The organism is Pantoea sp. E956-1, assembly GCF_982223955.1.
In genome coordinates this window covers 26,641-49,066 of sequence record NZ_CEUYZP010000004.1, presented here as the reverse complement: position 1 = coordinate 49,066, position 22,426 = coordinate 26,641, and the positions used below count along the sequence as shown (strand labels likewise).

Sequence of the window (22,426 nt, the reverse complement as noted above, 5' to 3'; positions counted from 1 at the left end):
CATGAATACTCTGGCCTCCCTTGCGGATGTGATTGCCGTGGTGCCCGCTGCCGGGATCGGCAGCCGCATGCAGGCAACCTGTCCTAAGCAGTATCTGACGATTGGTCAGCACACCCTTCTGGAACACAGCATTGCTCGTCTGTTTTCCCATCCCGCTATCAAACAGGTGATTGTCGCCCTCAGCCCTGATGACCAGCACTTCGCTTCACTGCCGCTGGCACGCGATCCGCGCGTGCTCAGGGTGACAGGCGGAGAGACCCGCGCCGAATCGGTGCTGGCCGGATTGCAGGCCGCACAGGGTTCCGCCTGGGTGCTGGTCCATGACGCCGCGCGTCCCTGTCTGCATCCCGACGATCTCCAGCAACTGCTTAACGTGCGTGAACAGAGCCACGTTGGCGGCATTCTGGCCGCGCCAGTGCGTGACACCATGAAACGGGGCGAGCCGGGCAAAGCCGCGGTGGCCCATACCGTAGAGCGCGACGATCTCTGGCACGCCTTAACGCCGCAATTTTTCCCTCATGCGCTGCTCACCGCCTGCCTGACGCGGGCGCTGGCAGAAGGCGCAACCATCACCGATGAAGCCTCGGCGCTGGAGTATTGCGGCTACCACCCGCTGTTAGTCAGCGGACGCAGTGATAACATCAAAGTCACCCGGCCAGAAGATCTGGCGCTGGCGGCTTTTTATCTGAGTCAGATTCAATTAAAGGAGAGCGCATGATGCGTATCGGTCACGGTTTTGACGTTCACGCCTTTGGCGGAGAGGGTCCGTTAGTGATTGGCGGTGTGCGGATCCCGTTTGAGCAGGGTTTTATCGCCCATTCGGATGGCGATGTGGCGCTGCATGCGCTGACTGACGCGCTGCTGGGCGCAGTAGCGATGGGCGATATCGGCAAACTGTTTCCTGACACCGATCCGGCTTTTAAAGGGGCGGACAGCCGGGGCCTGCTGCGTGAGGCCTGGCGCCGTATCGAAGCCAAAGGCTATCGCATCGGTAATGTCGACGTCACGATTATTGCTCAGGCACCGAAAATGCTGCCGCACGTGCCACAGATGCGGATCAATATTGCAGAAGATCTGGGCTGCCATATGGATGCGGTCAACGTCAAAGCGACCACCACCGAGAAGCTGGGCTTTACCGGGCGCGGCGAAGGCATCGCCTGTGAAGCGGTGGCGTTAGTCCTGAAAGCTGACAGCCAATGATGCTGAATTACCTGCACGGTACACCCGTGGCCTCCGGCGTGATCAAAGCCAATCCGGAAGATTTCGTGGTGGTTGAAGATCTCGGTTATGACGCGGATGGTGAAGGTGAGCACCTGCTGGTGCGCATCCGTAAAGTGGGGGCCAATACCCGCTTTGTGGCGGAGGCACTGGCGAAGTATCTCGGTATTCATCAGCGCGACATGAGTTATGCCGGAATGAAAGATCGCCATGCGGTGACGGAACAGACACTCTGTTTTCGCCTGCCGGGTAATGCGATGCCCGATCTGCGCGGTTTTGCGCTGGAAGGGGTCGAGATTCTGCAGGTGGTGCGCCATAAACGTAAGCTGCGCATCGGCGCACTGGCGGGGAATGCGTTCCGGCTGATCATCCGCCAGATCAGTGACCGTGATGCGGCTGAAACGCGTCTGGCGCAGATTCGCGATGCGGGCGTGCCGAACTATTTTGGTGAACAGCGCTTTGGCCGCGGCGGCAATAACCTGGTGATGGCAGAAAAGTGGGCGCGCAATGAGATCATTATTCGCGACCGCAACAAGCGCAGCCTGATGCTCTCTGCCGCGCGCAGTGCGCTGTTTAATCAGGTGACCAGTGCGCGTCTGCAACAGCAGGGTGGGCTGACTCAGGTGCTCAACGGCGATGCGTTGCAGCTGACCGGACGAGGCAGCTGGTTTGTCGCCCAGCCTGATGAACTGGCAGAGTCACAGCGCCGGGTTGATCAGCATGAGCTGCGCATCACCGCGCCGCTGCCGGGACGGGGCGAGCCTGGCCCGCAGGCTGACGCGCTGGCCTTTGAACAGCAGGCGCTGGCTAATGACACGCTGCTGCCGGGACTGATTGAACGTGAGAAGGTCGATGCTGCACGCCGCGCCATGCTGGTGGTGCCGCGCGATATGCAGTGGAGCTGGTGGGATGATGTCACGCTGGAACTGGCATTCTGGCTGCCCGCAGGCAGCTTTGCCACCAGCGTGGTCCGGGAGCTGCTGACCCACGCGGACTCGCCCGATCAGATTGATGAGTAATCTTCGCCGCAACCTGACCCGCAGTGTGGGTAATGTTGCGGCAAACCCCCACCGTCGTGTGATTTACGCCTACCACTTCCTTGCGCGCCTCGCTAGAATGCAAAAATCGCCGTCCATTCCTCACCTGTTGCCATGCCGTTAAAACAGGTTCCGTCACGGCGACCAGTCGAATAAAAAAAGGTCAGAACGAAATGCGGATATTGCTCAGCAACGATGACGGCATTCATGCGCCAGGTATTCAGACTCTGGCGAAAGCCCTGCGGCAGATTGCTGACGTGCAGGTTGTTGCCCCCGATCGTAACCGAAGCGGTGCCTCGAATTCATTAACGCTGGAAACGCCTCTGCGCACCTTCACTCATGAAAACGGCGATATCGCGGTTCAGATGGGAACGCCGACCGATTGCGTCTATCTGGGGGTGAATGCGCTGATGCAGCCGCGTCCCGACATTGTGGTGTCAGGCATTAATGCCGGCCCCAACCTGGGCGATGATGTCATCTACTCCGGCACGGTGGCGGCGGCGATGGAAGGGCGACATCTTGGTTTACCGGCGATAGCAGTTTCGCTCAATGGGCACCAGCACTATGACAGCGCGGCGGCCGTAACCTGCGCTATTCTCAGGGCGCTGACGCATGAACCGCTGCGCACCGGCCGCATTCTCAACATCAACGTCCCGGATCTGCCGCTGGCAGAAATCAAAGGTATCCGCGTGACGCGCTGTGGCAGCCGCCATCCGGCGGATCAGGTGATTGCACAGCAGGATCCGCGTGGTAATACACTCTACTGGATTGGTCCGCCAGGCGAAAAACTGGATGCGGGCCCGGATACGGACTTCGCCGCCGTGGATCAGGGCTACGTCTCTGTCACGGCGCTGCATGTCGATTTAACGGCGCACAGTGCGCAGAACGTGCTCAGTGACTGGCTGGCTAAAGCTGAGGTGAACCTGGCATGGTGAATCGCCGTATTGAGACGTTGCTGTCACAACTGCGTCAGCAGGGCATTGATGATGAAAACCTGCTGAAAGCCATCAGCGAAGTGCCGCGCGAACGTTTTATCGACGAAGCGTTCGAGCATAAAGCCTGGGACAATGTTGCCTTGCCCATCGGCTCCGGTCAGACGATATCACAGCCCTACATGGTCGCACGGATGACCGCGCTGCTCGGGCTTAATCCGCATTCGCGTGTGCTGGAGATAGGTACGGGGTCGGGTTATCAGACGGCAATTCTTGCCCATCTGGTGGATCATGTTTATTCAGTGGAACGCATCAAAGGGCTGCAGTGGCAGGCCAAACGCCGCCTGAAACAGCTGGATCTGCATAATGTCTCAACCCGTCATGGTGATGGCTGGCAGGGCTGGCCTTCACGGGGTCCCTTCGATGCCATCATCGTCACGGCAGCCCCGCCTGAAATTCCGATTGCGCTGATAGCACAACTGGCAGAAGGCGGCATCATGGTGCTGCCGGTTGGCGAAGATCAGCAGGTACTGAAGCGCCTGCGTCGTCAGGGCGAAGAGGTGATGGAAGAGACCATCGAACCAGTGCGTTTTGTCCCGCTGGTGCAGGGCGATCTGGCCTGACCCTCTTTGTATTTCTTCACAACTGTTTCATGGCACCACGTACCTGATGTTGTTACTATCCAGTTTATTCAACGAAAATGCAGATTTTATCGCGCCGCGCAGAGTATCCTGCTGGCAGATACAGTGAAACAGATAGATCAGAGTTGCCATCACGGGGGATTAATGAGCACGGGAAGCACACTTTTTCAGTTACGCCGTCTGGCGGCGCTTTCACTGGTAGGTTTTTGGCTGGCAGGCTGCAGCTCCAGCGACAACTCACAGGCACCCATCAGTCGCGTTGGCGATAATGGCGGCATGAATACTAACCAGTCTGGAGCAGACACGGGTTCAGGCGGCGTTCCTGCCACGCCAGCCCAGGGACAAATGTTAAGCAAAAATTCAGCATCTGCCCCCGCTAATGGTGGAATGGTTAGTACCAACAGCAATGTTGAGACGCAAAATGGCCGGATTGTCTACAATCGCAGTTATCAGAACATTCCTAAGGGTAGCTACTCCGGTGAAACTTATACCGTTAAGCGTGGCGACACATTGTTTTACATTGCCTGGATTACCGGCAACGATTTCCGTGATTTAGCCCAGCGCAACAATGTTCCTGCGCCATATGGCCTGAATGTCGGCCAGACTCTACAGATTGGCAATGGGTCGGGTCAGCCGATTACCGGCGGCAATCCCATTACCGTTGCTGATGCAACGCAGGGCGGCGTTCCGGCGGCACCACAAATTAAAGCGCCTGCTGTTGCACAGCAACCTGTTATTACGTATTCTGATGATTCAGGTAATTCGGGTGGCAGCAAAATGTTGCCTTCGAAAGGAGCAAATGTTGCAACGACAACAGCTCCAGTCGTTACCGCACCCCCAACGGTTAGCAGTACAACCAACAGTTCAACGCCAGTCGGAAGCTGGCGCTGGCCGACTGACGGGAAGATCATCGATAACTTCTCTGCCGCCGAAGGTGGCAATAAAGGTATCGATATCGCCGGGACGCGCGGACAATCTGTGGTCGCCACTGCTTCAGGACGAGTGGTTTACGCAGGTAACGCACTCCGGGGTTACGGTAATTTAATCATCATTAAACACAACGATGATTACCTGAGTGCCTACGCCCACAACGATACAATGCTGGTTCGGGAACAACAGGAAGTTAAGGCGGGGCAAAAAATCGCTACCATGGGTAGCACCGGAACCAGTTCAGTAAGATTACACTTTGAAATTCGTTACAAGGGGAAATCCGTAAACCCGTTGCGTTATTTGCCGCAGCGATAATCCGGCAGAACAAAACATTTTTATGTTCTGCCCTGGAATCACGGGTAGGAGCCGCTTATGAGCCAGAATACGCTGAAAGTAAACGAGTTACATGAGAACGCGGAATTCGATGAGAACGGAGCTGAAATTTTTGACGAGAAGGCACTCGTTGAAAATGAAGCCAGTGATAGCGACGTAGCGGAAGAAGAGTTGCTATCACAGGGTGCGACGCAACGTGTGTTAGATGCGACGCAGCTCTATCTCGGGGAGATTGGCTATTCTCCGTTGTTAACGGCAGAGGAAGAAGTCTTCTTCGCTCGCCGTGCATTGCGGGGTGATATCCCTTCCCGTCGCCGTATGATCGAAAGTAACTTACGCCTGGTGGTGAAAATCGCTCGTCGTTACAGCAATCGTGGTTTAGCCCTGCTGGACCTGATTGAAGAAGGTAACCTCGGCCTGATTCGCGCCGTAGAGAAATTTGACCCGGAGCGCGGGTTCCGTTTCTCAACGTACGCCACCTGGTGGATTCGTCAGACTATTGAACGGGCGATCATGAATCAAACCCGTACCATTCGTCTGCCGATTCACATTGTGAAAGAACTGAATGTTTATCTGCGTACCGCGCGTGAACTTTCCCATAAGCTTGACCATGAGCCAAGTGCGGAAGAGATCGCTGAGCAGCTTGATAAACCGGTTGATGACGTAAGCCGCATGTTACGTCTCAACGAACGCATTACCTCAGTTGATACGCCATTAGGCGGTGATTCTGAAAAAGCGCTGCTGGATATTCTGGCCGATGAGAAAGACAACGGCCCGGAAGACACCACGCAGGACGATGATATGAAACAAAGCATCGTTAAATGGCTGTTCGAACTGAACGCCAAGCAGCGTGAAGTGCTGGCACGTCGTTTCGGCCTGTTGGGCTATGAAGCGGCAACACTTGAGGATGTGGGTCGTGAAATCGGCTTAACCCGCGAGCGTGTACGCCAGATTCAGGTTGAAGGTTTACGCCGTCTGCGTGAAATCCTGCAGGCGCAGGGCCTCAGCATTGAAGCACTGTTTCGTGAATAATCGTTCGTAAACAGTAAATCTGAGTTTGAATGCGAAAAGCGATGGTGAAAACCATCGCTTTTTTTATGTCTGCAGAAAAGTGATTGACGGGCGGGCGAGCATCGCACCGCGCATTAACGCGGTGCGGCGTACTGTCAGACCAGGGATTTGAGGCGATAAATCCAGTCGAGCGCCTGACGCGGTGTCAGCGTATCGGGATCCAGTGCCTCAAGCGCCTCCACGGCAGGCGAAGTCTCTTCAACCAGCAGCGGCAGCTGAGAGCCATCAACCGTCGATGACGCGGAGTGGTTTGAAACGGTCTCAAGCTCCTTCAGCTTATTGCGTGCCCGCTTAATCACCTCTTTGGGCACCCCGGCCAGCGCCGCCACCGCCAGACCATAGCTCTTACTTGCCGCACCCTCCTGGACGCTGTGCATAAAGGCGATCGTGTCGCCATGCTCAACGGCATCCAGATGGACGTTGACCACGCCTTCCATTTTTTCCGGCAGTGTTGTCAGCTCGAAGTAATGGGTGGCAAACAGCGTCATCGCCTTGATACGGTTCGCCAGGTTTTCGGCGCAGGCCCAGGCCAGTGATAAACCGTCGTAGGTAGATGTTCCGCGTCCAATCTCATCCATCAGCACCAGGCTGTTTTCAGTAGCGTTGTGCAGAATGTTGGCGGTTTCGGTCATCTCAACCATAAAGGTCGAGCGCCCGGAGGCGAGATCGTCAGCGGCACCGACACGGGTAAAGATGCGATCCAGCGGGCCAATCAGCGTCTCATCGGCCGGAACAAAACTGCCAATCCATGCCATCAGCGCAATCAGTGCCGCCTGACGCATGTAGGTACTTTTACCGCCCATGTTGGGGCCGGTAATTATCAGCATTCTGCGCTGGGGTGCCAGTGACAGTGGGTTGGCAATAAATGGCTCTTTCAGGACCTGTTCAACCACCGGATGGCGTCCACCGCTGATTTTAATCCCGGCTTTATCCTGCAATACCGGGCGGCAATAGTTCAGAGACCAGGCGCGTTCTGCCAGGTTGCTTAACACATCCAGCTCGGCCAGCGCGGCGGCACTCAGCTGCAGCGCTTCAAGATGCGGCAGCAACTGATCGAACAGCGCCTCATACAGGCTTTTTTCCAGCGACAGCGCTTTACCTTTGGAGGTGAGTACTTTGTCTTCGTACTCTTTCAGCTCCGGAATGATATAGCGTTCAGCATTTTTCAGGGTCTGACGACGGACATAGTGCATCGGTACCTGATGGCTCTGTCCGCGGCTCACCTGGATGTAATAGCCATGCACACCGTTAAAGCCAACCTTCAGGGTATCCAGTCCCAGCTTCTCGCGTTCGCGGATCTCCAGCCGGTCGAGATAGTCCGTTGCGCCATCTGCCAGCGCCCGCCACTCATCCAGCTCCGCGTTGTAACCGGGTGCAATCACTCCGCCATCGCGAATCAGCACCGGCGGTGACTCAATCACCGCCTGTTCCAGCAGCTCACGTAACGCGGTGAACTCGCCCATCTGCGTGCGCAGTTTCTGCAACTGTGGCGCCTCAACATCGGCCAGCAGCTGGTTAAGTTCCGGCAGTTGCTGAAACGCATGACGCATGCGGGCGAGATCGCGTGGACGCGCGGTGCGCAGGGCCAGGCGAGCCAGGATTCGCTCCAGATCCCCGACCTGACGCAACACCGGTTGCAGCACGTCGCTGAGATTTTGCAGCTCAGCAATCGACTCCTGACGCTGGTTAATGATGCGCGCATCGCGCAGCGGCATATGCAGCCAGCGTTTCAGCATCCGGCTACCCATCGGGGTGACCGTTTTATCCAGCACCGCCGCTAAGGTGTTGTCAGTGCCGCCTGCCAGGTTCTGGGTGATCTCGAGATTACGGCGGGTGGCCGCATCCATGATGATGCTGTCCTGCTGCCGCTCCATGCTCAGCGAGCGGATGTGGGGCAGCGTGGTGCGCTGGGTATCTTTAACATACTGCAGCAGGCAGCCCGCCGCGCTCAGTCCGAGATGCGCGTTCTCCACGCCGAAGCCATTAAGATCGCGGGTGCCGAACTGCAGGTTCAGCTGCTGGCGTGCGGTGTCGATCTCAAACTCCCACAGCGGACGGCGTCGCAGGCCGCGTCGCTGATCGATCAGCGACATCGCCTGAAAATCTTCGGGGTAGAGCAGCTCCGCCGGATTGGTGCGCTGCAGCTCTGCCGCCATGGTTTCAGCATCGGCAGGTTCGCTGAGGCGAAAACGGCCTGAGCTGATATCCAGCGTGGCGTAGCCAAAACCGCGCGGGCTTTGCACAATCGCCGCCAGCAGATTGTCGTGTCGCTCCTGCAACAGCGCCTCATCACTGATGGTACCTGGAGTAACGATGCGCACCACTTTGCGTTCGACCGGGCCTTTGCTCAGCGCCGGATCGCCTATCTGCTCGCAGATGGCAACGGATTCGCCAAGCTGTACCAGTTTCGCCAGATAGCCTTCAACCGCATGATAGGGCACACCCGCCATCGGAATCGGTTCGCCCGCTGACGCACCGCGCTTGGTGAGAGAAATCTCCAGCAGCTGCGAGGCACGTTTTGCGTCGTCATAAAACAGCTCGTAGAAGTCACCCATACGATAAAACAGCAGAATGTCAGGATGCTCCGCCTTGAGGCGCAGGTACTGCTGCATCATCGGCGTATGGGAAGGAAAGTCCTTTTCGGTTGGCTCTTGCATAAGGTTTTAGCTCATCTTTAATGCGGTGAATTTCTGGCGGTCAACGCCCATGAAACCGAAAGGGATTCCAGGCGCGCAGGATAATCAGATGATAACGAATAGGGCAGGGCATATGCCAGCGTGATGCATAGCCGCGATCCTGACCGGGTATAACCTGACAGGCATCCTGGCAAATGTGGCGGCGGCTGGCGACAAAAAAGTGCCTGTTCTCATGACGCTGATGCGGGGCTGCGAGGCGGCACGCGATTTTTGCGGCAGTTTACGGCCGGCAGGAGGGCACTGCGCTGCATCGGGAAGGGGGAAAGGGTCAGTGCAGCCCGTTCTGCAGCGCCCAGACGGCGGCTTCAAGTCGGGATTTAAGGTTCATCTTCTTCAGCAGATATTTAACGTGAACCTTAACCGTGCTTTCACTGATGGCCAGCTTGCGGGCAATCGCTTTATTGGTCATCCCGTCGCTGATCAGTTGCAGAATATCGCGTTCGCGCCGGGTCAGCTGATTGATGTCGCGCGTCTGCGCAGGCTGTGCTTCACGCAACCGGGCGACCAGAATCGGGGTTAACGCCTCGCTCAGCACGATCTGACCGGCAGCAGCCTGATGCAGCGCTTTCAGTAAAGCTTCCGGTTCCATATCTTTCAGCAGATAACCATCAGCGCCGCGCTTCAGTGCGCTGACCACATCCTCTTCATTATCTGAAACGCTGAACACCACCACCCGGCCAGAAAGGGCTATCTCACGCAGCTGGGTCAGTGTATCCAGTCCGTTCAGACCCGGCATATTAAGATCAAGCAGGATCAGGTCGGGATCATGCTGCTGTGCCAGCGCCAGGCCATCAATACCATTACCCGCTTCGGCAACCACCTGCAATCTTTCATCCAGCCCAATCAGCTGCTTCAGGCCATTGCGCAGCATGGGATGGTCGTCGATCAATAAAAGCGTAAATTTCTCTGCCGTCACAATGGCTCCTGTTCCTGTTACATACGTCAGCCCCGAGCAGGCGCAGGGCCTATCTTACCGGTGAAGCGAGGTCGCTATATACCCCCAATGGACTACTCCTTTATTTCCAGCCGGGCACCCTTTTACAGAAGGCACTGGCAGCTGCGTTTAAACCCTATGATTTATAAGGGTTATATGAATTCAGTCAACTACTTAACCGGGATGGAGATAGGGTGCTGCGCCTCAGTAACCTGCATCGCCGTTGATTTGTATCAAGCTCGCCACCACGCCGGATGCGCAGGATATGCACAATTATTATTCTGCTGATGAGAGATTTATGACCCAATCCACCTCTTTGCAAACCCCGACGCGCGGCGCGTTGATTCAGGACTGGCAACCAGAAAACGACGCGTTCTGGCAGGCACGTGGTAAACGTATCGCCAGCCGTAACCTGTGGATTTCTGTCTTCTGCCTGCTGCTGGGCTTTTGCGTCTGGATGTTGTTCAGCACCGTTGCGGTTAACCTGAATAAAGTTGGCTTTACCTTCAGCACTGAGCAGCTCTTTTTACTGACCGCACTGCCATCGGTTTCTGGCGCGTTGCTGCGTGTGCCTTACTCTTTTGTTATTCCCATCTTTGGGGGACGTCGCTGGACCGCCTTCAGCACCGGCATCCTGATCATTCCCTGCCTGTGGCTCGGCTTTGCCGTACAGGATAGCCAGACCTCATTCACGACTTTTATGGTGATTTCCCTGCTGTGCGGTTTTGGTGGCGCTAACTTCGCGTCGAGCATGGGCAATATCAGCTTCTTCTTTCCCAAAGCCCGTCAGGGCGGCGCGCTGGGCATCAACGGCGGCCTCGGAAACCTTGGCGTCAGCGTAATGCAGTTTGTCGCCCCGCTGGCGATCTCCTGTGCCATTTTTGGTTTTGCCGATGTGGGTCAGACCACCGTCACCGGCGACAGCATCTGGCTGGAAAATGCCGCCTGGATCTGGGTGCCATTCCTGGCGATCGGCACGCTGGCAGCCTGGTTCGGCATGAACGACCTGGCGGCGGCGAAATCTTCGCTGCGTGAGCAGTTGCCGGTGCTGAAACGTCCACACCTGTGGGTCATGGCGCTGCTCTACCTGGCCACCTTTGGTTCCTTTATCGGTTTCTCTGCCGGTTTCGCCATGCTGACGAAAACGCAATTTCCTGATGTCGTGATCATGCATTACGCCTTTTTCGGTCCGCTGATTGGTGCGCTGGCCCGTTCAGCAGGCGGCATCATTTCTGACCGCTTCGGCGGTACCCGCGTCACCCTGATCAATTACGTGCTGATGGCGCTGTTTGCTGCGCTGCTGTTCCTCACCTTGCCGGGTGCGGGACATGATGGCTCGTTCGTGGCCTTCTTCGCCGTGTTTATGGGCCTGTTCCTGACGTCCGGTCTGGGCAGCGGCTCCACCTATCAGATGATTGCAGTGCTCTTCCGTAAGCTAACGCTGGAACGTATCAAAGCGGAAGGCGGCGACGATGCGCTGGCACAGCGTGAAGCGGCAACAGAAACCTCGGCTGCGCTCGGCTTTATCTCCGCCATTGGTGCGCTGGGCGGTTTCTTTATTCCGCAGACTTTTGGCCTGTCGCTCGCCATGACTGGTTCACCCGCCGGTGCGATGAAAATCTTCCTGGTCTTTTATCTCTGCTGCATCGCGGTGACCTGGCTGGTTTACGGCCGAAAAGCACGCGCCTGATAACGACAAAGCCGGTGTGGCGCACCGGCACCATTTCACTTTCTGTGTCGGGACAGATGCAGAGTCGGCAATGTCACACTAAGCCTTCAGGAGTATTCCGGATGAGCAAGTTTCTTGATCGGTTTCGCTATTTTAAACAGCTGGCCGAGCCCTTTTCCGGCCAGCATGGCCAGACGTTAAACAGCAACCGCGACTGGGAAGATGGCTATCGCAGTCGCTGGCAGCACGATAAAATCGTGCGCTCCACTCACGGTGTTAACTGTACCGGCTCATGCAGCTGGAAAATCTACGTCAAAAATGGACTGGTCACCTGGGAGACCCAGCAGACCGACTATCCGCGTACCCGCCCCGATCTGCCAAACCATGAGCCGCGTGGCTGTCCACGCGGTGCCAGCTACTCGTGGTATCTCTACAGCGCTAACCGCCTGAAATACCCGTTAATGCGCAAGAAGCTGATTCAGCTCTGGCGCGACGCGAAAGCGCAGCACAGCGACCCGGTGGACGCCTGGGCATCCATCATCAGCAATCCTGAAAAGGCTAAAAGCTATAAGCAGGCGCGTGGACGTGGTGGTTTCGTGCGTTCAAGCTGGCAGGAAGTGAATGAGATGATCGCCGCCGCGAATATCTGCACCGCGAAGACTTACGGCCCTGACCGCATTATGGGATTCTCACCGATTCCGGCGATGTCGATGGTCTCTTACGCTGCGGGCGCACGTTACCTTTCACTGATTGGCGGAACCTGTCTGAGCTTCTACGACTGGTACTGCGATCTGCCGCCTGCCTCACCGATGACCTGGGGCGAGCAGACCGACGTGCCGGAATCGGCTGACTGGTATAACTCCTCCTACATTATTGCCTGGGGCTCTAACGTGCCGCAGACCCGTACCCCGGATGCGCACTTCTTTACGGAAGTCCGCTACAAAGGGACGAAAACCGTGGCGATCACGCCGGACTATGCTGAAGTTGCGAAGCTGTGCGACCAGTGGCTGAGTCCGAAGCAGGGCACCGACAGCGCGATGGCGCTGGCGATGGGCCACGTGATGCTGAAAGAGTTTCATCTTGATCGCGAAGTCGGCTATTTCCGCGACTACGTGCGCCGTTACACCGATATGCCGATGCTGGTGCTGCTGGAACCCGGTGAAGGCGGTTTTTACGCCGCTGGCCGTCAGCTGCGCGCCAGCGATCTGGTGGATGGGCTGGGTCAGGAGAATAACCCTGAGTGGAAAACCGTCGCGATTAACGAGGCGACCGGGGAACTGACCGCGCCGCAGGGATCTATCGGCTTCCGCTGGGGCGAAAAAGGCAAATGGAACCTTGAGCAGCGTGATGGGGCGTCACATCAGGAAGTTGAACTGCAGCTCAGCCTGCTTGGCAGCCACGATGAGGTGGTCGAGGTTGGTTTCCCTTACTTCGGTGGCATTACCAGCGAGCATTTCAACAGCGTTGCGCTGGACGAAATCCTGCTGCATAAGCTGCCGGTGAAACGCCTGCAACTGGCGGATGGCAGTGAAGCGCTGGTCACCAGCGTCTACGATCTGACGCTGGCGAATTATGGTCTGGATCGCGGTCTGGATGATGCCAACTGCGCGCAAACCTACGACGACATCAAAGCGTACAGCCCGGCCTGGGCGGAGCAGATTACGGGTGTCTCCCGTCAGAACATCATTCGCATTGCCCGTGAATTTGCCGAAAACGCCGAGAAGACCCGCGGTCGTTCGATGATCATCGTTGGTGCCGGTATGAACCACTGGTATCACATGGACATGAACTATCGTGGCCTGATGAACATGCTGATTTTCTGCGGCTGCGTCGGTCAGAGCGGCGGCGGCTGGGCGCACTATGTCGGCCAGGAGAAACTCCGTCCGCAGACCGGCTGGACCCCGCTGGCCTTTGGCCTGGACTGGCAGCGTCCGCCACGTCAGATGAACAGCACCTCCTTCTTCTACAACCACTCCAGTCAGTGGCGCTATGAAACCCTGGCCACCAGCGAATTGCTCTCCCCGCTGGCGGATAAAAGCCGTTACAGCGGCAGCCTGATCGACCTTAACGTCCGTTCCGAACGTATGGGCTGGCTGCCTTCAGCGCCTCAGCTTAACGTCAACCCACTGCACATCGCGGCGCAGGCGAAAGCCGCCGGTCAGTCACCGCTGGATTACACCGTGGAAAGCCTGAAGCAGGGCACCATGCGGTTTGCCGCTGAACAGCCGGACGATCCGCAGAACTTCCCGCGTAACCTGTTTGTCTGGCGCTCCAACCTGCTCGGCTCATCCGGTAAAGGGCATGAGTACATGCTGAAGTATCTGCTGGGCACGGAAAACGGCATTCAGGGTAAAGATTTAGGCCAGCAGGGCCGCGTGAAACCGGAAGAGGTGGAGTGGCTGGATCAGGGCGCCGAAGGCAAACTGGATCTGGTGGTCACACTCGACTTCCGCATGTCGAGCACCTGTCTCTACTCCGATGTCGTGCTGCCAACGGCGACCTGGTATGAAAAAGACGATATGAATACCTCGGATATGCATCCGTTTATTCATCCGCTTTCGGCGGCCGTCGATCCTGCCTGGGACTCAAAAAGTGACTGGGAAATCTACAAAGGCATCGCCAAAGCCTTCTCCGATCTCTGCCCGGGTCATTTAGGCGTTGAAACGGACGTCGTTACCCTGCCGGTGTTGCATGACTCGCCCGCGGAACTGGCGCAGCCTTTTGAGGCGAAAGACTGGAAAAAAGGCGAATGCGACCTGATTCCGGGTAAAACCGCGCCACACATTATGGTGGTGGAGCGCGACTATCCGGCGACCTGGGAGCGTTTTACCTCGCTGGGACCGTTACTGGATACCCAGGGTAACGGCGGCAAAGGCATTAGCTGGAACACCAGCAAAGAGGTCGATTTCCTCAAGCAGCTGAACTACGTCAAAGCGGATGGCCCGGCAGCGGGACGGCCGAATATCGACACGGCGATCGATGCAGCAGAAGTGATCCTGGCGCTGGCACCGGAGACCAATGGTCAGGTGGCGGTGAAAGCCTGGCAGGCGCTGGGCGTAATTACCGGGCGTGACCACACTCATCTGGCGCTCAATAAGGAAGATGAAAAGATCCGTTTCCGCGATATCCAGGCACAGCCGCGCAAAATTATCTCCAGCCCGACCTGGTCAGGTCTGGAAGATGAACATGTCTCTTACAACGCCTGCTACACCAACGTTCATGAGCTGATCCCGTGGCGTACGCTGAGCGGCCGTCAGCAGCTCTATCAGGATCATGAGTGGATGCGCGCCTTTGGCGAGAGCCTGATGGTCTATCGTCCGCCAATCGATACTCGTGCAGCGAAACCGTTGCTGAACAGCAAACCCAATGGTAACCCGGAGAAGGCGCTGAACTTCCTGACGCCACACCAGAAGTGGGGCATTCACTCTACCTACAGCGACAACCTGCTGATGCTGACCCTGTCGCGCGGCGGACCGATTGTCTGGATGAGTGAAGATGACGCCCGTGAGCTGGGTATCGTGGATAACGACTGGATCGAGGCGTTCAACGCCAACGGCGCGCTGACCGCACGTGCAGTAGTGAGCCAGCGCATCCCGGCGGGTATGACCATGATGTACCACGCGCAGGAACGTATCGTGAATATCCCTGGCTCGGAGATCACCAGCCAGCGCGGCGGCATCCATAACTCGGTGACGCGGACCTGCCCGAAACCGACCCATATGATCGGCGGTTATGCCCAGCTCTCCTGGGGCTTTAACTACTACGGCACCGTCGGCTCTAACCGCGATGAGTTCGTGGTAGTAAGAAAAATGAACAACGTTAACTGGTTAGATGGGGAAGGCAACGATGCCTGCCAGGGCAGCCAGCAGGAGGTAAAACCATGAAAATTCGTTCACAGGTCGGCATGGTGCTGAACCTCGACAAATGTATCGGCTGCCACACCTGCTCGGTAACCTGCAAAAACGTCTGGACCAGCCGCGAGGGCATGGAGTACGCCTGGTTTAACAACGTCGAAAGCAAGCCTGGTGTCGGCTATCCGCACGCCTGGGAAGATCAGCAGAAGTGGAAGGGCGGCTGGATCCGTAAGATCAACGGTAAGCTGGAGCCGCGCATGGGCAGCCGTGTCGGCTTGCTGTCGAAGATCTTCGCCAACCCGGATGTGCCCGCGCTGGATGATTACTACGAACCGTTCGATTTTGATTATCAGCATCTGCACAATGCGCCCGCCGGTAAGCATCAGCCGATTGCGCGTCCGCGCTCGCTGATCACCGGTCAGCGGATGAAAAAGATCGAAAACGGCCCGAACTGGGAAGAGATTCTCGGCGGCGAGTTTGCCAAACGTTCGCAGGATAAGAACTTCGATAATATCCAGAAGGAGATTTACGGTCAGTTTGAGCACACCTTCATGATGTACCTGCCGCGCCTGTGTGAGCACTGCCTCAACCCGGCGTGCGTGGCGACCTGCCCAAGCGGCGCGATCTACAAGCGCGGCGAAGATGGCATCGTGCTGATCGACCAGGATAAATGTCGCGGCTGGCGGATGTGCCTCACCGGCTGTCCGTACAAGAAGATCTACTTCAACTGGAAAAGCGGCAAATCAGAAAAATGTATTTTCTGTTATCCGCGCATTGAAGCGGGCCAGCCCACCGTCTGTTCAGAAACCTGTGTCGGCCGTATCCGCTATCTCGGCGTGTTGCTCTATGACGCTGACCGCATTGAACAGGCGGCCGCAGCGGAAAACGAGAAAGATCTCTATCAGAGCCAGCTGGACATCTTCCTCGATCCCAACGATCCGGCGGTGATTGCGCAGGCGCTGAAAGATGGCGTTGCGCAGAGCGTGATCGACGCAGCACAGCGTTCACCGGTCTATAAAATGGCGATGGAGTGGAAGCTGGCGCTGCCACTTCACCCTGAATATCGCACGCTGCCAATGGTCTGGTATGTGCCACCACTGTCACCGATTCAGTCGGCGGTGGATGGCGGGGCGCTGGCGCACACTGGCGTGCTGCCGGATGTGGAAAGCCTGCGCATTCCGGTTAAGTATCTGGCGAACCTGCTGACCGCAGGTGACACCGCACCGGTGCTGCTGGCACTGAAGCGGATGCTGGCGATGCGTCATTACAAACGCGCAGAAAGCGTGGACGGTGAGCATGATATCCGGGCGCTGGAGCAGGTCGGCCTGACCGAAGCGCAGGCGCAGGAGATGTACCGCTATCTGGCGATAGCGAACTATGAAGATCGCTTTGTGGTGCCCTCCAGCCATCGCGAACTGGCCCGTGAAGCCTTCCCGGAAAGCAAAGGCTGCGGCTTTAGCTTTGGTGATGGCTGTCACGGCAGCGACAGCAAATTCAACCTGTTCAACAGCCGCCGTATTGATGCCATCGACGTCAGTAAGAAAACCATCCGCCCGGAGGACGCCTCATGATGACGTTACGGATTCTTTCGCGGCTGCTGGACTACCCGGACGAAGCGCTGTTTACCCACTCTTCCGACCTGATCGCGGCGCTGGATGACGCCAGTGAACTCAACCTGCAGCAGAGCGCACGGCTGGTGCGCTTTATCAATCAGCTCTGTGCCCGGCCACTGCTGGACGTGCAGGCTGATTACTGCGAACTGTTTGATCGTGGCCGCGCCACCTCGCTGCTGCTGTTTGAACACGTGCACGGTGAGTCACGCGATCGCGGTCAGGCGATGGTTGATCTGCTGGAACAGTATCGTGCCGATGGTCTGGAGCTGGACAGCAAAGAGCTGCCCGATTACCTGCCGCTCTACCTGGAGTATCTCGCCTGTAAAAGCGATGAGGCCGCGCGTCAGGGGCTGGACGACATCGTGCCGATCCTGGCCTTGCTGGCCGCACGGCTTGAAGAGCGTCAGAGCCCCTACGCCGATCTCTTCACAGTGTTACTGACGCTGTCCGGTAGCGCGGTTGATCCAGCTGCTCTCAAGCCACAGGTGGCGCAGGAAGCGCGCGACGATACGCCAGCGGCACTGGATGCTGTCTGGGAAGAGGAGCAGATTAAATTTCTCGGCGAACAGGGCTGCGCCTCGGCGCAGCAGGCGATGCATCAGCGTCGCTTCGCCGATGCGGTCGCGCCGCAGTATCTGGACATCGCCGCGGCGACGGCGCGTACCACAGGAGAATCAGCATGAATTTTATTAACACTTTCTTCTTCGATATTTACCCTTATCTCGCCGGAACGGTCTTTCTGGTGGGAAGCTGGCTGCGTTATGACTACGGGCAGTACAGCTGGCGTGCCGGTTCCAGCCAGATGCTGGACAAAAAAGGAATGCGTCTCGCTTCCAACCTGTTCCACATCGGCATCATCGGTATTTTCTTCGGTCACATCGTCGGGATGCTGACGCCGCACTGGATGTATGAATCCTTCCTGCCGATCGACGTGAAGCAGAAACTGGCGATGATCGCTGGTGGCCTGTTCGGGGCGATGACACTGGTGGGCGGTGGACTGCTGTTGAAGCGTCGTCTGACTAATCCACGGGTGCGGGCGACCAGTAGCGTCGGTGATATTCTGATCATGACTCTGCTGGTGGCTCAGGCGACGCTGGGCCTGCTGACTATTCCCTTCTCCGCCCAGCATATGGACGGCAGTGAAATGATGAAGCTGGTGGGCTGGGCGCAGGCGGTGGTGACCTTCCACGGTGGCGCTTCGCAGCATCTCGACGGCGTGGCGTTTATCTACCGCGTGCATATGGTGCTGGGAATGACGCTGTTCCTGCTGTTCCCGTTCTGCCGCCTGGTGCATATCTGGAGCGCGCCGGTTGAGTATCTGACCCGTCGTTATCAGCTGGTGAGAAACCGCCGTTAAACACATGACGGCTGTGGGGCAGATAAAGCCCTGCAGCCATTTTAACTAACCACGGCCTTGACGTTTTTTTAAGATTTTGACCTGTATGTCATTGCGCTGAACGTCTACTATTACCGCATCTGAATTTACCCCCTCGTTTATGGATAACCGATGCGTCTCAAGCTAGCCTTCCTTGCGTTCATCCCGCTTCTGGCCTCCTGCAGCAGCAAACCTGAAGTCCCGTCCCAGCAGAAGATGCTGGCTGCGCCACAGGGCGGTTTTTTACTGCAGCCGTCGCACAGCGGACAGGCGATGTTTGGTGACTTTGCCGGTAACCCGGCAGCAGAGCAATTTATCGATAAGATGGTCGAGAAGCATGACTTTGATCGTCAGCAACTACACAACATCATCGGTCAGGCCAAACGACTGGATTACGTGCTGCGGCTGATGGATCGTCAGGCACCAAGCTATACGCCAGCGCCAGGACCTAATGGCGCCTGGATCCGCTATCGCAACAAATTCATTACGCCTGATAACGTGCAAAATGGGGTGGCGTTCTGGAACCAGTATCAGGATGCCCTGCAACGCGCGCAGCAGGTCTATGGCGTGCCGCCGGAAATTATTGTTGGCATTATTGGCGTGGAAACCCGCTGGGGCCGCGTGATGGGGAAAACGCGGATTCTGGATGCGCTTGCGACTTTATCCTTTAACTATCCGCGCCGCGCAGAGTATTTCAGCAGCGAGCTGGAAACTTTTCTGTTGATGTCGCGCAAAGAGCAGGATGACCCGCTGGCGCTGAAAGGCTCCTTTGCCGGGGCGATGGGCTATGGTCAGTTTATGCCCTCCTCTTACAATGATTATGCGGTTGATTTCAACGGCGACGGTCATGCAAACCTGTGGGATCCGGTGGATGCTATCGGCAGCGTGGCGCACTATTTTCAGAAGCATGGCTGGCGCAGCGGCGAAAATGTGGCTGTACCGGCCAGCGGTCAGGCACCGATGCTGGAAGATGGCTTCAAAACCCGTTACAGCGTGAGTATGCTGGCGGCGTCAGGATTGTCACCACAGGGCTCGCTGAACGGTAACGATCAGGTCAGTCTGCTACGCCTGGATCTGGGCACCAGCTACCAGTACTGGTACGGCTTACCCAATTTCTATGTCATTACCCGCTACAACCACAGTACCCATTATGCGATGGCGGTGTGGCAGCTGGGTGAGGCGGTGAGCAAGGCACGTCAGGGCGGCCTGTTATAAAGGCTATCCTTGTTAACTGTAAGGTTATATGATGACGCCCTTTTTCAGGCCACACAGCCACTGATATCTCTGGAGTCATTATGTCTTTACCTGCCTGCCCGGCTTGTCACGCCGATTACACCTGGCAAGATGGCGATAACCTCAACTGCCCCTCCTGCGGTCACATCTGGACCGAGGGAGAAGGTGACAGCAGCAACGCAACACTGGAAGTGCGTGATGCCAACGGCAATCTGCTGGCAGATGGCGACAGCGTCACGGTGATCAAAGATCTCAAGGTGAAGGGCAGTTCTTCATCGCTGAAGATCGGCACTAAAGTGAAAAGCATTCGTCTGGTTGAAGGGGACCACAACATCGATTGTAAAATCGACGGTTTTGGCCCGATGAAATTAAAATCTGAGTTTGTGAAAAAGAACTGAGATCGGGGGCGCAGAGATGCGCCCGCTTTCCTGCTTAGCTGAACAGCTTATCAATTGCGGCACACTGTTCCGCATTCAGCGTGCCACCGTAGTTTCGTGAACCGCTGCTCATCGAGTCATAGCGCCGTGCCACGGCCGTTTTAATCGTCGTTACGAAATCATCGCCAATACTGTAAATCGCCATCAGACGACCGATCTGCTGCTGCAGGCGCGTCAGCTCCGGCAGATTGCTACTTCGCCATGCCGTCATCATCTGCGCAAAGTACTCCGGTACAATATTATTCAGTCCTGAAATGACACCGGCACCGCCCGCCAGCAGGTTCGGGAGCAGGTACTCGTCATACCCCGACAGGACGGCGAAATCGCTGCGCACCTTGCGGGTCTCTTCAATCATCGCCCGGTTATGCGACAGGCAGTCGACCGTATCTTTAATGCCGGCGAAGTTGGGTAGCTTTGCCGCCAGGGCGGCAATCAGCGCGGGCGTCAGATCACAGCCGGTGCGTGCCGGAAAGTTGTAGGCAAACCATTTACCACCCAGTTGGGCGTCGAGTGCTTCGAAGTAGTCCATCAGCTGGTTTTGCGTCTGGCCGTAATAGTAGGGCGGCAGCACCATCACCGCGTCAAAGTCATTTTTCCAGGCGGCTTCAGCCAGCTTCAGCATGTCAGGGATGCAGGTCGCTGAGACGTTCGCCACCATCTTCAGCGGTGACAAGGGTCTGGCTTCCTGAATCAGTTGTAAACGTTCCTGCTGGGTCAGTGAGGCGAACTCACCAATGCTGCCCATCACCAGTAAGGTATCAATACCGGAGTCATTGAGGCGGGAGAAATGTCGCCCAAGCGCATCAATATCGACCGCACCCTGCGCATTGAACGGGGTGACTGAAGGGCACCAGACACCGGCAAAGGGCGATTTTTCACTCATGAATGACTCCTGAAACGGGTGTTAAAAAATGAAACAGTGTTTTAACTTAATTATTCCAGCCGGTCTCTGCCAGCGCATGATTCAAAAATGAGCAACGGGTCGCACTTTTTCCTGTTTCATCCGTCTCAGTAAGCAAATGCATCTGCTAAATGAGCGAGAGGTCATGATGAAAGAGTGGGATCCCGTGCTGTACCGTAAGTTTGAAGCGGAGCGAACCCGTCCAGCCCGCGAACTTCTGGCGCGTCTTAGCCTGGAACAGGTGGAGCAGGTAACCGATCTGGGATGCGGGCCAGGCAACAGCACCGAGCTGCTCGCCGATGCCTGGCCACTGGCGCAGATCACCGGGCTGGACAGTTCAGCGACGATGTTAACTCAGGCCGCTGAGCGCCTGCCGCATTGCCGTTTTGTCCAGGCGGACATCCGCAACTGGCAGGCGGATGCGCCGCAGCAGGTGGTCTACGCTAACGCGTCTCTGCAATGGCTGAATAACCACGCTACGCTGTTTCCCCACCTGGTCAGCCAGCTGGCATCCGGTGGCGCGCTGGCGATCCAGATGCCTGATAACCTTAATGAGCCGTCGCACCGGCTGATGCGTGAGGTAGCGGCTACGGAGCGCTGGCGTTCACGCATAAATGCCGATGCTGCTGAACGTACACAGCTGCTTTCCACGGGCGAGTATTACGATCTGCTGACGCAGGCAGGCTGTGAGGTGGATATCTGGCGTACCACCTATTATCACGTGATGGCCGATGCACAGGCGATTATCAGCTGGCTGCAGGCGACCGGTTTACGGCCTTTCCTGGCAACACTGGATGAAACCGAACAGACGGCGTTTCTGAGTGATTATCATCAGCGTTTACTCGCGGCTTATCCGGCTCAGGCCTATGGCCAGGTGTTGCTCGCCTTCCCGCGTCTTTTTATGGTTGCGGTGAAAAAAAGGTAAGCGCAGTGGAAAGCAGGCCGTAAAAACAGCGCAACAGAGGGGATAAACCTTGAAAAAGCCGTTTTTCTGCACCACCTTCAATCTACAGCCAAAGGGAGAATTGCAATGGATGATCAGCAATTGCAGGCGCTCAGTGCGCAGATAGGTGAGAAGCTTAAGCAGCGCAATGCCACCATTACCTGTGCGGAATCGTGCACGGGGGGATGGATTGCCAAAGTCTTTACCGATATCAGTGGCAGTTCCGCCTGGTTCGAGCGGGGTTTTGTGACCTACAGTAACCAGGCCAAACAGCAGATGGTCAATGTTCAGGCTGCCTCATTGTTGCAGTATGGCGCGGTAAGTGACGCCGTGGTGCGTGAGATGGCGCTGGGTGCCCGCAGGGCGGCACATGCTGACTACGCGATATCGGTCAGTGGTATTGCCGGTCCGGATGGCGGCAGTGAAGAAAAACCGGTGGGCACGGTATGGTTTGGCTTTGCCGGGCCGCAGGATAACGTATTGACTTTTCAGCAGCATTTTAGCGGCGATCGTGATGCCGTACGCCGCCAGTCGGTGGCATGGGCCCTGCAGAAACTGTATGGCGAATTTCTGACAAATTAAACTTGATACTGTATGACTATACAGTAT

At 56.7% G+C, this 22,426-nt stretch carries 19 protein-coding genes; 16 read left to right on the top strand and 3 right to left on the bottom strand.

Annotation, left to right across the window (positions count from 1 at the left end; translation table 11 throughout):
* The first annotated feature begins 1 nt into the window (after position 1).
* The 7 genes from ispD to rpoS all read left to right on the top strand — a co-directional run bounded on the left by ispD (position 2) and on the right by rpoS (position 6,123).
* Positions 2 to 718, top strand: a complete 717-nt coding sequence (gene ispD, locus AC0T7J_RS12790; RefSeq protein WP_010248543.1) for a 2-C-methyl-D-erythritol 4-phosphate cytidylyltransferase — start codon at positions 2 to 4, stop codon at positions 716 to 718.
* Positions 718 to 1,200 carry a 2-C-methyl-D-erythritol 2,4-cyclodiphosphate synthase gene (gene ispF / locus AC0T7J_RS12785; RefSeq protein WP_010248541.1) on the top strand — a complete coding sequence of 161 codons (483 nt, stop codon included), beginning with the start codon at positions 718 to 720 and terminating at the stop codon, positions 1,198 to 1,200. The genes ispD and ispF overlap by 1 nt, the downstream gene beginning before the upstream one ends.
* On the top strand, positions 1,197 to 2,237 hold the full coding sequence (gene truD / locus AC0T7J_RS12780; RefSeq protein WP_473794654.1) for a tRNA pseudouridine(13) synthase TruD: 1,041 nt from the start codon (positions 1,197 to 1,199) through the stop codon (positions 2,235 to 2,237). Before ispF ends, truD begins: the two co-directional genes overlap by 4 nt.
* A gap of 191 nt (positions 2,238 to 2,428) precedes the next feature.
* Positions 2,429 to 3,190: a 5'/3'-nucleotidase SurE gene (gene surE / locus AC0T7J_RS12775; protein WP_473794652.1), complete on the top strand. Its 762-nt coding sequence runs from the start codon at positions 2,429 to 2,431 to the stop codon at positions 3,188 to 3,190.
* Positions 3,184 to 3,810 (top strand): protein-L-isoaspartate(D-aspartate) O-methyltransferase, encoded by a 627-nt coding sequence (locus AC0T7J_RS12770; protein ID WP_010248537.1) that lies wholly within the window; start codon positions 3,184 to 3,186, stop codon positions 3,808 to 3,810. Before surE ends, AC0T7J_RS12770 begins: the two co-directional genes overlap by 7 nt.
* Positions 3,811 to 3,972: 162 nt before the next feature.
* Positions 3,973 to 5,073: a murein hydrolase activator NlpD gene (gene nlpD, locus AC0T7J_RS12765; protein ID WP_473794650.1), complete on the top strand. Its 1,101-nt coding sequence runs from the start codon at positions 3,973 to 3,975 to the stop codon at positions 5,071 to 5,073.
* Between the two features lie 57 nt (positions 5,074 to 5,130).
* On the top strand, positions 5,131 to 6,123 hold the full coding sequence (gene rpoS / locus AC0T7J_RS12760; protein ID WP_003849090.1) for an RNA polymerase sigma factor RpoS: 993 nt from the start codon (positions 5,131 to 5,133) through the stop codon (positions 6,121 to 6,123).
* Between the two features lie 134 nt (positions 6,124 to 6,257).
* On the opposite strand, the gene mutS is transcribed toward rpoS, so the two are convergent.
* Together mutS and narL are read right to left on the bottom strand one after the other, a co-directional pair.
* Complete coding sequence (gene mutS / locus AC0T7J_RS12755; RefSeq protein WP_163637630.1) at positions 6,258 to 8,819, bottom strand: DNA mismatch repair protein MutS; 2,562 nt, start codon at positions 8,817 to 8,819, stop codon at positions 6,258 to 6,260.
* A gap of 307 nt (positions 8,820 to 9,126) precedes the next feature.
* Positions 9,127 to 9,774: a two-component system response regulator NarL gene (narL, locus tag AC0T7J_RS12750; RefSeq protein ID WP_473794648.1), complete on the bottom strand. Its 648-nt coding sequence runs from the start codon at positions 9,772 to 9,774 to the stop codon at positions 9,127 to 9,129.
* Positions 9,775 to 10,090: 316 nt separating this feature from the next.
* On the opposite strand from narL, the gene AC0T7J_RS12745 reads away from it, so the two are divergent.
* The 7 genes from AC0T7J_RS12745 to AC0T7J_RS12715 all read left to right on the top strand — a co-directional run bounded on the left by AC0T7J_RS12745 (position 10,091) and on the right by AC0T7J_RS12715 (position 19,934).
* A complete protein-coding gene (locus AC0T7J_RS12745; RefSeq protein WP_473794646.1) occupies positions 10,091 to 11,482 on the top strand; it encodes a NarK family nitrate/nitrite MFS transporter in 1,392 nt (463 codons plus the stop codon).
* 101 nt (positions 11,483 to 11,583) lie between these two features.
* Entirely contained in the window at positions 11,584 to 15,345 is a 3,762-nt protein-coding gene (locus tag AC0T7J_RS12740) for a nitrate reductase subunit alpha (RefSeq protein WP_473794644.1), read from the top strand.
* Positions 15,342 to 16,886: a nitrate reductase subunit beta gene (gene narH / locus AC0T7J_RS12735; RefSeq protein WP_473794642.1), complete on the top strand. Its 1,545-nt coding sequence runs from the start codon at positions 15,342 to 15,344 to the stop codon at positions 16,884 to 16,886. Before AC0T7J_RS12740 ends, narH begins: the two co-directional genes overlap by 4 nt.
* A complete protein-coding gene (gene narJ / locus AC0T7J_RS12730; RefSeq protein ID WP_086906318.1) occupies positions 16,883 to 17,611 on the top strand; it encodes a nitrate reductase molybdenum cofactor assembly chaperone in 729 nt (242 codons plus the stop codon). Before narH ends, narJ begins: the two co-directional genes overlap by 4 nt.
* Positions 17,608 to 18,285, top strand: a complete 678-nt coding sequence (narI, locus tag AC0T7J_RS12725) for a respiratory nitrate reductase subunit gamma (protein WP_022623789.1) — start codon at positions 17,608 to 17,610, stop codon at positions 18,283 to 18,285. The genes narJ and narI overlap by 4 nt, the downstream gene beginning before the upstream one ends.
* Before the next feature lie 150 nt (positions 18,286 to 18,435).
* Positions 18,436 to 19,518 (top strand): lytic murein transglycosylase B, encoded by a 1,083-nt coding sequence (gene mltB, locus AC0T7J_RS12720; RefSeq protein ID WP_010248519.1) that lies wholly within the window; start codon positions 18,436 to 18,438, stop codon positions 19,516 to 19,518.
* 80 nt (positions 19,519 to 19,598) lie between these two features.
* Complete coding sequence (locus AC0T7J_RS12715) at positions 19,599 to 19,934, top strand: zinc ribbon domain-containing protein YjdM (RefSeq protein WP_010248517.1); 336 nt, start codon at positions 19,599 to 19,601, stop codon at positions 19,932 to 19,934.
* A gap of 34 nt (positions 19,935 to 19,968) precedes the next feature.
* On the opposite strand, the gene AC0T7J_RS12710 is transcribed toward AC0T7J_RS12715, so the two are convergent.
* Positions 19,969 to 20,856, bottom strand: coding sequence for a dihydrodipicolinate synthase family protein (locus tag AC0T7J_RS12710; protein WP_473794640.1), 888 nt, complete (start codon positions 20,854 to 20,856; stop codon positions 19,969 to 19,971).
* Between the two features lie 166 nt (positions 20,857 to 21,022).
* Between AC0T7J_RS12710 and tam the strand changes: the two genes are divergently transcribed.
* The gene (gene tam / locus AC0T7J_RS12705) at positions 21,023 to 21,799 is read left to right on the top strand and encodes a trans-aconitate 2-methyltransferase (protein WP_473794993.1); all 777 of its coding nucleotides are present in this window, start codon (positions 21,023 to 21,025) and stop codon (positions 21,797 to 21,799) included.
* Positions 21,800 to 21,904: 105 nt separating this feature from the next.
* Positions 21,905 to 22,399, top strand: a complete 495-nt coding sequence (pncC, locus tag AC0T7J_RS12700; RefSeq protein WP_473794638.1) for a nicotinamide-nucleotide amidase — start codon at positions 21,905 to 21,907, stop codon at positions 22,397 to 22,399.
* Positions 22,400 to 22,426: the final 27 nt, after the last annotated feature.